The sequence below is a fragment of the Paenibacillus sp. EB106-06-01-XG199 genome (assembly GCF_058791575.1).
Window position 1 is genome coordinate 403898 of the sequence record NZ_JBYTDQ010000006.1, and the last position, 11950, is coordinate 415847.

At 54.1% G+C, this 11950-nt stretch carries 10 protein-coding genes; 7 read left to right on the forward strand and 3 right to left on the reverse strand.

Features of this window, described 5'->3' with window-relative positions:
• The first annotated feature begins 123 nt into the window (after window positions 1–123).
• Window positions 124–987: a nitroreductase family protein gene (locus tag AC3WT9_RS23075; RefSeq protein ID WP_341380065.1), complete on the forward strand. Its 864-nt coding sequence runs from the start codon at window positions 124–126 to the stop codon at window positions 985–987.
• Window positions 988–1072: 85 nt separating this feature from the next.
• Here AC3WT9_RS23075 and AC3WT9_RS23080 read toward each other — a convergent pair whose 3' ends face one another.
• Both AC3WT9_RS23080 and AC3WT9_RS23085 read right to left on the reverse strand, forming a co-directional pair.
• The gene (locus AC3WT9_RS23080; RefSeq protein ID WP_341380064.1) at window positions 1073–2554 is read right to left on the reverse strand and encodes an alpha-amylase; all 1482 of its coding nucleotides are present in this window, start codon (window positions 2552–2554) and stop codon (window positions 1073–1075) included.
• Between the two features lie 101 nt (window positions 2555–2655).
• Complete coding sequence (locus tag AC3WT9_RS23085; RefSeq protein WP_492407964.1) at window positions 2656–3450, reverse strand: DUF72 domain-containing protein; 795 nt, start codon at window positions 3448–3450, stop codon at window positions 2656–2658.
• A gap of 258 nt (window positions 3451–3708) precedes the next feature.
• On the opposite strand from AC3WT9_RS23085, the gene AC3WT9_RS23090 reads away from it, so the two are divergent.
• Entirely contained in the window at window positions 3709–4569 is an 861-nt protein-coding gene (locus tag AC3WT9_RS23090; RefSeq protein WP_341096989.1) for an MBL fold metallo-hydrolase, read from the forward strand.
• A gap of 132 nt (window positions 4570–4701) precedes the next feature.
• Here the strand turns inward: AC3WT9_RS23090 and AC3WT9_RS23095 are convergent, their stop codons facing one another.
• Window positions 4702–6294, reverse strand: a complete 1593-nt coding sequence (locus tag AC3WT9_RS23095; RefSeq protein WP_492407965.1) for a histidine kinase N-terminal 7TM domain-containing protein — start codon at window positions 6292–6294, stop codon at window positions 4702–4704.
• Between the two features lie 432 nt (window positions 6295–6726).
• Here AC3WT9_RS23095 and AC3WT9_RS23100 point away from each other — a divergent pair, with 432 nt between their 5' ends.
• The 5 genes from AC3WT9_RS23100 to AC3WT9_RS23120 all read left to right on the forward strand — a co-directional run bounded on the left by AC3WT9_RS23100 (window position 6727) and on the right by AC3WT9_RS23120 (window position 11934).
• A complete protein-coding gene (locus AC3WT9_RS23100) occupies window positions 6727–7509 on the forward strand; it encodes an ABC transporter ATP-binding protein (protein WP_341096985.1) in 783 nt (260 codons plus the stop codon).
• 2 nt (window positions 7510–7511) lie between these two features.
• Window positions 7512–8324 carry an ABC transporter permease gene (locus AC3WT9_RS23105; protein WP_341096983.1) on the forward strand — a complete coding sequence of 271 codons (813 nt, stop codon included), beginning with the start codon at window positions 7512–7514 and terminating at the stop codon, window positions 8322–8324.
• Window positions 8324–9229 (forward strand): ABC transporter permease, encoded by a 906-nt coding sequence (locus tag AC3WT9_RS23110; RefSeq protein WP_341096982.1) that lies wholly within the window; start codon window positions 8324–8326, stop codon window positions 9227–9229. The genes AC3WT9_RS23105 and AC3WT9_RS23110 overlap by 1 nt, the downstream gene beginning before the upstream one ends.
• 48 nt (window positions 9230–9277) lie before the next feature.
• Window positions 9278–10378, forward strand: a complete 1101-nt coding sequence (locus AC3WT9_RS23115) for an ABC transporter substrate-binding protein (RefSeq protein WP_341380062.1) — start codon at window positions 9278–9280, stop codon at window positions 10376–10378.
• A 92-nt stretch (window positions 10379–10470) separates the two neighbouring features.
• Window positions 10471–11934 (forward strand): CoA-acylating methylmalonate-semialdehyde dehydrogenase, encoded by a 1464-nt coding sequence (locus AC3WT9_RS23120; RefSeq protein WP_341097811.1) that lies wholly within the window; start codon window positions 10471–10473, stop codon window positions 11932–11934.
• The last annotated feature ends 16 nt before the right edge of the window (window positions 11935–11950 follow it).

Here is an 11950-nt window from a genome sequence, read left to right on the forward strand (position 1 = left end):
TGCTCTTATTAAGATCTTACTAAGATTGCACAATAAGCAATCATAAGTATCCATCATCACTTGGATGGCTCCTGTTTCCGCAGGCGCCATCTTTTTTAAAATAATGAAGGGGAGGGACATCAGATGGGAATTCCGGTTATGGATATTATCGAGAAGCGTAAATCTGTACGGACTTATGAAGCCACACCAATCGGGGAGGCCGTCCATGCTTCTATAATGGATTATCTGAGCCAGGAGGATAATCTGCACGGGCCGTTTGGCGGAAAGCCGGGAATTGAGTGGGTCTGGGCCAAAAGCGGGGCAGAGGACGGAAAGAACGTGAAGCTGGGAGCTTACGGTATCATCCAGAATCCGCAGGCGTATCTGGTCGGCAAGGTCAGGAACGACAAACTGGCGCTGCTGGAATTCGGGTATGTATTTCATAGGCTGATTCTCTATGCCACCAGCCTGGGACTTGGTACCTGCTGGCTTGGCGGAACGTTCAACCGCAAGACCTTTGCCCGCGAAATCGAGCTTGCCCCGGACGAGATTATTCCTTGCATCACGCCGCTGGGGTATGCACGGGAGAAGCAGCGGCTGCTGGATGCCACGATGCGCTATATCGTCAAAGCTGATCAGAAGAAGCCTTGGCGGGATCTGTTCTACGACACCGAATTTGGCAATATGCTCGCTCCCGAGTCAGCCGGGAAGCTTGCGCCCCCGCTGGAAATGGTCCGGCTCGGCCCATCTGCTTCAAATAAACAGCCTTGGAGAGTGGTAGTCTCTCCAGACCGGAAGCAGGCCCATTTCTACCTGCAGCATACGCCGAATTACAGCGGCAACAAGCTGGGCTTTGAGATGCAGCGGATTGATATCGGGATTGCCGCCTGCAATTTCGGGCTTGCCTGCCGTGAACTGGACATTGCGGGGGAATGGACCGTTAATGATCCGCAGCTTGATCTTGACGGACCGCTTACAGAATATATGCTGAGCTATAAACTCAGTTGAACCGGAACGTCAACGTTATAGCAAGGAGGTGAACTAACGGCTGCCGGTACGGCGCGTAGTTCACCTCTTTTATTGAATAAATGCTTTATGCCGGATCGGGTTCCTTGTCGCCGTTATCGGGCAGAGCCCAGACAGAGACACTTCCGCCGTTTACCGGGAAAACCGCCCAGCCATCCTCACCGATGGTTATATTGTCCTCACGGTTATGGGTGAAATCCTCCCAAACTTCGCCTGCGCGTTCCTCGCCGAGGAACATCCGTTTCTCCCCCTGATCTCCATTGGAGAGGACTACGGCACAGCCGGAGCCTTCGATTTCTTCCACACCTCGCCGCACCCAGCCAATCGTATTGGGGTGGTCGAAATAATCATCCTGCTCTCCGTATGCCTTATGGTACCGGGTGTAGAGCAGCGGATCAATGGCAGCTTTCTTGCCTTCCACCGGAGTCGGTCCGCCGATGCCATAATAATCACCATAGAAGACAACCGGGTATCCGTCACGCCGCAGCAGGATCAGCGCATAGGCACTTTGCTTGAACCAGTCGCCGATCCAGGATTCCAACGCTTCATGGGGCTGCGAATCATGATTGTCAACAAAAGTTACGGCATTGCCGGGGTGGGTCTGGACGAGCGTATCGTTAAAGATTTGGGTCAGATCAAAGTCCCTGCCCCCCAGTGCAGCCGAATACAGCTTGTAGTGAAGCGATACATCGAACAGGTCGATTTGATAATCCACCGTGTTGAGGAATTCCCGGCAGGCCTCGAGATTCGAGTTCCAGAATTCGCCGACAATGTAGAAGTCCTCACCGCGCTTTTTAGCCATTTCGGCAGCGAATTCTTTGATGAACTCATGATTGATATGCTTGATGGCGTCCAGCCGGTATCCGCTGCACTGCAGCGTGTCGACCAGCCACTTGCCCCATTCCAGCATCTCATGCTTAACTTCCTCATGGCTGTAGTCGATGTTGGCGAACATCAGATAATCATAGTTGCCGAACTCGTCATCCACATTCGGGTTCCAGCTCTTGTTGTCGGAGGCAAGCTTGAATACGCCGGTCCGGCTTTCCTTGGCATCGAAATCGGTGCCGTTAAAATGAGTGTGGTTCCATTTAAAGGCGGAGTACTGGTCTCCACGTCCGGGAAAGGTGAATTTGGTCCAGCCTTCAATCTCGAACGGTTTGGAAATCTCCTTGTTGCGGTCGTTCGGATCAACCTCGATCACCTGGAACACTTCGGTCTCGTCGGCGCCCGCTTTATGATTCATCACCAGATCCACATAAACAGCGATGCCGTTCTTTTGGCATTCGGCAATCGCCTCCACCAGCTCCAGCTTGGTGCCGTATTTGGTCCGGATGGTCCCCTTCTGGTCGAATTCGCCCAGATCGTATAGATCATAGACACCATAGCCTGTATCCTCGCCAGAGACGGCCTTGGTTACCGGCGGTACCCAGACAGAATCAATATAGGCGGCCTTCAGCTCGGTGGCAGCATCAGCCAGCCGTTTCCAGTGCTTCCCGTCCGCGGCGACATGCCATTCGAAAAACTGCATCATCGTATGGTTTCTCTTCATTTCCGTTTGGCCTCCTTTAAAATTATGATAGGAATGGATAAATGCGATTGGTGTCGTAATTCAGTAAGGAGCAGAAGAGAGGATATGTACACATCTGGTGCTCATGAAAATAAGTCCAGCTGGCGCGGGGCCAGTCCGCCGTCGATTCCGAGCAGCGTTTGCAGCTCTTTGGCGTTATCGGTGGCGTCACCACCGGAGTTATTGTTGAAGACCACGTACAGCTCCTCTGTGCTGTAGCGGTACAAGTAGCGCAGGCTCCGCCAATTCGGATGGCTGCTCTGGCTCCAGCCTTGGGCGTTGCGGCCATGCAGCCGCACGTAGGTGATATCCGGTGATGTGGCCACCGGCACAATCGGAACCGAGCCTGATCCGGCCTGGGGTTCATCGGCCACTGTATGAATCCAGCCCTCCTGCTCCAGAAACTGCAGGGTTTTGGCCTGCATTTCCGGACTGTACCAGGAGTCATTGCGGAATTCGATGGCGGAAGGCACATCCAGCATCCGCTGCTTGGCCTCGCGCAGAAACTGCACGTTCTCTTTGGTGCAATCGAACCACGGCGGAAACTGGAAGAGGGCCATCGCAAGCTTCCCGGCTGCCCGGACTGGCTCAATAGAGGTATGGAAGGCCTGATACATTTCCTCCGGAGTGTCATAATAATTCTTTTTCTCGCGTAAATGGCCAGTCATTCCCTGATAGGCTTTAACGATAAACCGGAAGGCATCCGGCGTCTGGCTCACCCATTTGGCGTAATTTCTGACTGGCTGCACGGCATAAAAGGAGCTGTCAATCTCCACAATCGGAAAATGCGCGCTATAGGTAGGGAGCCGGTCAGCGGGCTTGATTTTGCCGTAAAGCTCTTCATGGTCACCGAAGCCGGTTAGCCCGATCTTAATCATGGAATCTCCTCCTTGTCAGTATATCCGTACCTGACCCGAACAGATCAGCTAACTCTTATTAAACTTAAAACCCTCTAGAGCAAACAAGGGCTGTTGATTATTGTCCGTAATTGAGGCAACATGAAGATTAAAGATGGCCTGAAATGAACGAGGCCGGAAATACCGCTATGGGTGCTGTTATCACCAAAAGAACGTCCGGATATACTTTGTTGTCCGGCCTATTTTCAGTCTGATGTATATTGCAAGGGGGAGCACGAGATGGAGCACAAGTTCGAACAGCTTAGCCGTCACATTCTGATTATGCATCCGGAGCATGACACGGATCGTCCGGTACTGGCAGCAATTACAGGGGAACGGCGTACACTTCTGATGGATGCCGGCAATTCGCCGGCCCATGCAGCGCTGTTCCGGGAAGAACTGGCCAGACGCGGCTGCAGGCAGCCAGACATGCTGGTTCTGACCCATTGGCACTGGGATCACACCTTCGGGCTCTCATCCTGGTTGTCTCCAGCTATTGCCCATGAAGAGACGGCGAAAGTGCTGGAGAGCCTGACCGGGCGGAACTGGGGAGAAGAGGGCTTGGAGAAGCTTGTAAAGAGTGGCACGATCAGTGAAGAAAGCGCGGAACATATCCGTCTGGAGTACGGCGGGGCAAGAGAGGTAACTGTCGTCAAGCCGGATATTGTGTTTACCGGCAGCCTCACGGTCGATTTGGGCGGAGTTATCTGTGAAGTGGTCCATGTAGGCGGCGACCATTCGCCGGACTCCTGCGTGCTTTACGTTAAGGAAGACAAGGTGCTTTTTCTGGGCGATGCTCTAGGCCCTTCTGTATATGGCGGACCGCGCCAATACAGCAGCACCGGGTTCTTAAAATTGCTGGACATTGCTTACCGCTATGACGCGGACTGGTATGTGGAGTCGCATGGGCTGCCGATGACCAGGCAGGAGTTCCGGGAGGATCTGGCTCCCTGGGAACGGCTGGCCCGGATCGTCGATGTGTTCGGACACAACCGGGAACGGGTGGTGCTGGAGCTGAAGACCTATCTTCAGCTTGAAGAGCTGCCTGGGGATTTGCTGCAGGGTGTGGAATATTTCATGGCGGGCGCGAAGCGGCGTTAACTGCAATATTCATAATTTCTACTGACTATATTCAGACCCTGCCACGCACTGGCGGGGTCATTGTGTTGCAGAATGATGAGATAACAGCCCTGTTCTCTAATCGGCTTCGTGCCGGAGAACAGGGCTGTTCGTTTAAACAGGTGTAAAGAGGGTGATCGAACCTCCGCTAGATAAATGTACGGTATTGCGTCCGTTGCGTTTGGAGCTGTAGAGCGCATGATCCGCTTCGGAGAGCAGCTCTTCAAGCGAAATAGGTTCTCTGAACGCCTCCGCCACCCCGAAGCTTGCCGTTACATGGATTGGACCGGACGAGGTGTAGACTTCGCTGTGCTCAATGCTGTCACGGATAGCTTCGGAGAGCAGAGCCGCCTGCTTCAAGGAAGTGTCAGGCAGACAAATGACGAATTCTTCGCCTCCGTAACGCCCGAAGATATCCCCTTCGCGCACATGTTTGCTGCATACGCTGACAATATGCTGGAGCGCTATATCGCCATATTGATGTCCGTACCGGTCATTGATGCTTTTGAAAAAGTCGATATCGAGCAGGATGATGGACAAGGGGCGCTTGCTGCCGACTGCTTCCTCCAGCAGAGACCGGCTCTGCTCCATGAAGTGCGTACGGTTATAGATACCGGTCAGGCTGTCGACAGTGGCAAGCTGCAGCAGCTTGGCCTGAAGCAGTGTCCGCTCTGTCACATCAATCAGCATAATCATCCGCCCGGCCAGGTGACCGTCATGCTTCTGCACCGGAGAGGATCTGACCTGGTAGTAGCTGGTCTCCCCGTTGATATTCCAGGCCAGCTCGCGTTCCTCGCTGAGCAGAGGGTCGGAATTCATTACATAATCTACAGCGTCTTTGCCCGCAGGCAGGAACAGCTGGGCGAGCGGTCTGCCGATGGCTGATGAATCCAGGCCCTCCAGCATTTCCGTGGCAGCACGGTTATAGTCGACAAGCGTATCTTTGCGGTCCGTGACCAGCACTCCGTCACGCATGCTCTCGAATAAATTCTCCCGGGCGATGGGTGCCGCGGTCAGCATGCCCCTGGAAAGAATCGCCCAAATATAGAGGGTCGAAGTCACGCTCATAATCACCGGCACAGGGTCCATTCCATAAGGGGTCATGTTCATTAAATAGAGGAAGGCTCCCAGAGCCGGGAGGAACTGCCCGATGAAGATCGTCATCATCTGCCGGCGGTAGACCCGCTTCATCCGGTTCCACTGCCAGAGAATGAGACACATTCCGGCAAGCATGCAGCCGAAGGTCAAACTGCCCTGCACGATATACCAAGGCCCCATCACGATGTCGATCAGCGGGGTGGGGGCACCTTCCCGGAAATGCATTGAATGATAGAACAGATGGTGATAATCGTTGGTCCATACGAGCACGGTAGAGATTAAGGGGATGGAGTACAGCGCGGTCAGCAGCCCTTTCTTAACCAGCCGGTCCAGGCCGACGAAATGCATGATCATAATCAGGCTGGAAGGAGCGATATAGGGCATACCCAGATACTCCACCTTGACCCAAAAGCCAATCTCCTGCATAGTGCTGCCCGACAATTCCAGCGCGAAGCCAAAGGTATAGATCGCGGAAGTGATGGAGCTGAGGATGAAGGCATTGATTCCGGAGAAATCCGTTCTTCTGTAATAGGCGAACAGCGCGAGAAGTGCGCTCAGCACACCGGAGATGGAGACAATGATAATATAATTTGAGATCATAGCTTCCATCGGCTGGGCCTCCAGGTAGTGTGGGCTGCCGAGGCTGGCCATGGGAGCAGGGACAACGGGGCATATAGCCATGAGGCGTTATTATAAGCATTAAACATCACGTATTGTCTCCTGTTTCAGCAAGAATATAGATAAATAGTACCACATATCTTCATGGATAACATTCGGGATTGAACGCAGTGAAGCGTGAATACCGCTACCTTCTTTTATCGGCATATTTCTTCATTATTAACAATGAAAGCGCCACTCCTAGACAAAGTGACGGAATTTCACAGATGCAATTTTACTATTTGTCTAGTGAGTGTACCGGGAGCAAAGTGTACCATGTTAGTTAATACTACATTTCAAAAAGAAATTCAGCGTTTCATAAGAATTTACGTTAAGTTAATTAACATTTAACGAATGGATTCAGGGATGAAGGGGGAGCTGGGAATGTCATTAGTAGCGGCAAGAATTCCTGAAATACAGCTGGAAAACGTTGAAATGCGTTATGTGGCGGAGACTGCGGATGTGCTTGCATTGCATCAGGTGAGCCTTGATATTGCCAAAGGAGAATTCGTCTCCCTGCTGGGTCCATCGGGATGCGGCAAAACCACACTGCTGAGATTGATGGCAGATCTTATTACACCAACCGGCGGAAACATAACGGTGGCTGGCAAAAGCGCCAAGGAAGCCAGACTGGCCCAAAAGTACGGCATAGTTTTCCAGAGTCCGGTACTTTATGACTGGCGCAAGGTGAAACACAACATTACCCTGCCGCTGGAGCTGATGGGCGTCAAGAAGTCGATCCGTGAGGACAAGGCGCTGGAGCTGCTGGATCTCGTCGGGCTGCAAGGCTTCGCGGACAAATATCCCTGGCAGCTCAGCGGCGGCATGCAGCAGCGGGTTGCGATTGCCAGAGCGCTGTCGATGGAACCGGAGATACTGCTCATGGATGAACCGTTCTCCGCGCTGGATGAGTTTACCCGTGAGCGCCTGAATGAAGAGCTGCTGGCTGTCTGGAGCAAGGTGCAGAGCACCATTGTTTTTGTCACCCACAGCATTCCTGAATCTATTTTTCTGTCTGACCGCGTATTCGTGCTTTCTCCGCATCCGGGAAGGCTGTCGGCCATTGTTGATATTCCGCTGCCGCGTCCGCGTACGGCGGAAATGAGAAACAGCCCGCAGTTTTTTGAACTGATCGCCACGATCCGCGACAGCTTTGAAGGGGTGTAACGATGAAGGGGAACAGTGCGTTTATGCGCAGCCGCGTGCTGCCGCTGTCCGTCTGGCTCCTTGGGCTGCTGATGGTGTGGGAGGCTGGCTCCTGGATGCTGCTCCATGTGGCACAAACGCCGCTGGCCCAGTCGAAGCTGCCTTATGTTCATGAAGTGGCGGCTACCTTATGGAAGTACAGCGGCACGCTGGTTAAGGAGGGGGGAGCTACCTTTGGCAATGCAGGAGTCGGGTTTCTGATCGGGGCCTCTGCGGGTGTGGTTCTCGCTGTGCTGATGAGTCTGTCAAAGACGATCGAGCAGCTTGCCTTTCCGTATGCCATAGCCTCGCAGATGATCCCGATTCTGGGGCTTGCGCCCATTATTTACGGTATTGTACGTGATGAGCAGGTGTCCCGGATCATTATTTCCGGATACATTACCTTTTTCCCGGTTGCGCTCAACATGCTGCGCGGTCTGCGCAGCGTCGATCTGCCGGCGCTGGAGCTGATGCATTCTTATGCCGCCAAACCTTGGGCGGTGTACTGGAAGCTGCGCCTTCCGGCTGCACTGCCGGCACTGTTCAGCGGCCTCAAGGTCGCAGCCCCGCTTGCCGTGACCGGTGCGATTCTGGTAGAGCTTATGGGGGCGCAGCATGGCATAGGTGTGATCATGCTGCGCAATCTCTATTATGGTCCTTCCCATACGTATATGTTCTGGTCCACGGTAATTGTCGGCGCTCTGCTGGGAGTGGCGAGCTACGGACTGATGAGCCTCGCCGAACGCCTGGTTGCGCCATGGCAGCCTGAATTCCGCCCGAAGGGGGGGCGCCGCTAATGGAGGGGAATACTGTGCGTGAAGCAACGTTGATAGCCTCTGCAGGGAATGAGGGATCTACACCATCTCGTATAACAACGAAGGAAGACGTATTTACTGGACGGAGCAAGCGGAAGTTTGGCCGCCGCTCTGTGAGCTGGCTGAACGCTGGCGTGATTCTGCCTCTGCTGGCCGGTGTGCTTTTTCTGGTTCTCTGGGAAGCACAAATATTCCACAAGCTGTTCGATCTGAAAAAATACCAGCTGCCGCTGCCTTCGGCCATAGCGGAGGCGATAAGGGATAATTTCAGCCTGCTCTTGTCCTATACCGGCTATACACTGACTGAGGCTGTGGCGGGAATGCTGATCGGTTCGGCCTGCGGCTTCCTGATCGCCCTGGTCGCAACGGCCTGGCCCCGCTGGGGCGGTGGCAGCCTGACACTGGTCGCTGCATTGAATGCTGTGCCGATTGTTGCGCTGGCACCGATTATGAATCTGTGGTTCGGCGACGGGATCGGCTCGCGTGCCGCAATCGTTACGGCGACGACCATGGCGGCGATGGCTATCAATGCCTATAAAGGGATGGTATCAGTTGATCCGCTGGCGCTGGATTTAATGCATTCCTACGCAGCCGGCAAGCCGGCGGTATTCCGCTATCTGCGGATTCAGAACAGTCTGCCGTATGTGTTCACCGCGCTGAAGATCAATGCTACCGCAAGTATGATCGGAGCGATTGTCGGAGAGTTTTTCTTCTCCTCCAGAGGGCTTGGCTACCTGCTATCCAACTCGATCAAGGTGGCCAAGATGCCGCTGGGCTGGTCCTGCATCGTACTTGCAGCTATAGCCGGAGTCATCTTCTATCTGGTAGTGGAGCGGCTGGAGAAGGTATTCATCAAGTGGCATTCCTCCCAGCGGGCGTCATCTTAAATCTGTTACACCAGACTACAAACTCAAATGGGTAGGGGGAGCTGCGTGATGAAAGGGAATAAAGGCAAATTTCACGGTGGGCTGTTGATGGCGGTAATGATCATGGCAATCTCTTTGCTGGCAGGTTGTGGAGGTAATAACAATAATAATGCTCCGGCGGCTGAAGCGACGGCAGGCACGGGGGCTTCGGCTTCACCGGAAAAGGCCACAGAACCGGCTGCGGAACCGGTGACGGTCAAGCTCCAGCTGAAATGGGTGCCCCAGGCCCAATTTGCCGGATACTTCCTGGCCCGGGACAAGGGGTACTATGCTGAAGAAGGTCTTAATGTAGAGATCCTGCCCGGCGGCCCGGATATAGTACCTGAACAACAGGTCGCGGGCGGCTCCGCCGATATCGGCGTGGATTGGGTGGCGAGTCTGCTGACCAGCCAGGAACAGGAAATGCCGCTGGTGCAGATTGCGCAAATCTACCAGAAGAGCGGACTGGTGCTGGTGTCCAAGAAGGAGGCAGGAATCAGCAGTGCAGCGGATCTGAAAGGCAAAAAAGTCGGCAACTGGATGGGTGGTAACGAGTTTGAAATCCTTGCGCTTTTTGATAAATACAAGCTGGATTCCAATAAGGACCTGAACTTCACAAAGCAGGGCTTCACGATGGACCAATTCCTTGGCGGCGAAATCGACGCGGCTTCGGCGATGACGTATAACGAATATCAGGTTGTGCTGGAATCGGGCATCAAGGCCGAAGCGCTGAATGTGATTGATATGAATGATGAAGGCGTAGCGATGCTCGAAGACAATCTGTTCGCCAATAAAGAGTGGCTTGCAGACAATAAGGAGACAGCGGCCAAATTCGTCCGCGCTTCCTTGAAGGGCTGGAAAGATGCCATCGCCGATCCTGAGGCGGCTGTAGATAGTGTAATGAAGCTCGCTGAAGAAGGCAGCACTTCAAGAGAGCATCAGCTCACGATGATGACGGAGGTTGCCAAGCTGATCCAGCCGCAGGGCTTTGACGTTTCCAAGCTGGGGTATACCGATGCAGCTGCATTCCAGCAGACGGCAGACATCGCGCTCAAATTCGGTGTAATCAAAGAGGCGGCCAACGTGAAAGAAGCCTATACGAACGAGATTGTTGAAATGGCAGCGAAATAAGCGGTTTCCCTCATATTGATAGTAGATGGCCGCCCGTTCTGGCGGTCATCTGTTATCATCGGCATCCACAAACAGTGAAAGAGGTGCAGGCTATGTCTCTGCTGGCGAAGCAGACTGAAAAGGTCAGGAATTATATAAACGGGGTTTGGGTGGCGTCATCATCCGGGCGGGAGGAGGAAGTGTTCAACCCGGCAACCGGAGAAGTGATTGCTTATGTGCCGATTTCCAGCCGCGAAGAGCTGGATACTGCGGTACAAGCTGCGGCAGAGGCATTTCATTCATGGAAGAGGGTTGCCGTTCCGCGGAGGGCCCGCTATTTCTTCCAGTACCAGCAGCTGCTGGTGCAGCACTGGAATGAGCTGGCTGAGCTGATTACGCTGGAGAACGGCAAAAGCCTGGAGGAAGCGCTGGGCGAAGTGCAGCGCGGTATTGAATGTGTGGAGTTTGCCTCCGGCATCCCCACACTGATGATGGGCAGCCAGCTGCCGGATATTGCCACCGGAATTGAATCGGGCATGTACCGCTACCCCCTGGGGGTGATCGGCGGGATCGCGCCCTTTAACTTCCCGATGATGGTGCCCTGCTGGATGTTTCCGCTGGCAGTGGCCTGCGGCAATACCTTTGTGCTGAAGCCTTCCGAACGGACACCGCTGCTGATGAACCGGCTGGCGGAGCTGTTTGCGGAAGCGGGGTTTCCGCCGGGTGTGCTGAATGTGGTGCATGGATCGCATGATGTAGTGGGTGGATTACTTGAACACGACGAGGTGAAGGCGATTTCCTTTGTTGGTTCACAGCCGGTAGCGGAATATGTGTATAAGCAAGGGACTGCACATGGCAAGCGGGTGCAGGCACTGGCCGGAGCCAAAAACCATTCGATTGTGCTTCAAGATGCCGATCTGGACCATACGGTGAAGAATATTATCGCTGCGGCCTTCGGGTCGGCGGGCGAGCGTTGTATGGCCTGCTCGGTGGTCGTCGTGGAGGAGACGGTTGCCGATGAACTGGTGCGCCGTCTCCTTGAGGCGGCCGACGGGCTGAAGATCGGCGACGGCAGGGACGCTGGAGTATTTCTCGGGCCGGTCATCCGCCAGTCGAACAAGGACCGTACGCTGGCTTATATTGAGGCAGGTGTACAGGAGAAGGCGGAACTGGTACGGGACGGCCGGAAAGATGCAGCGGCGGGAGGAAAGGGCTACTTTCTCGGGCCGACCATCTTCGACCGTGTAGAGCCGGGAATGACGATCTGGCGCGATGAGATTTTCGCTCCGCTGCTGTCTGTGGTGCGTGTCAAGGATCTGGCGGAGGCGATAAACGTAACGAATCAGTCCCCATTTGCCAATGGAGCCTGCATTTATACGGACAGCGCTAAGGCGGTCCGGGAGTTCCGGGAAGAGATTGATGCCGGAATGCTTGGCGTGAATCTCGGTGTACCTGCGCCGATGGCCTTTTTCCCTTTCTCCGGCTATAAGAAATCGTTCTATGGAGACCTGCACGCCAACGGCCGTGACGGTGTAGAATTCTACACCCGCAAGAAAATGATCACTGCGCGTTATTGACCACAATGGAATGTTG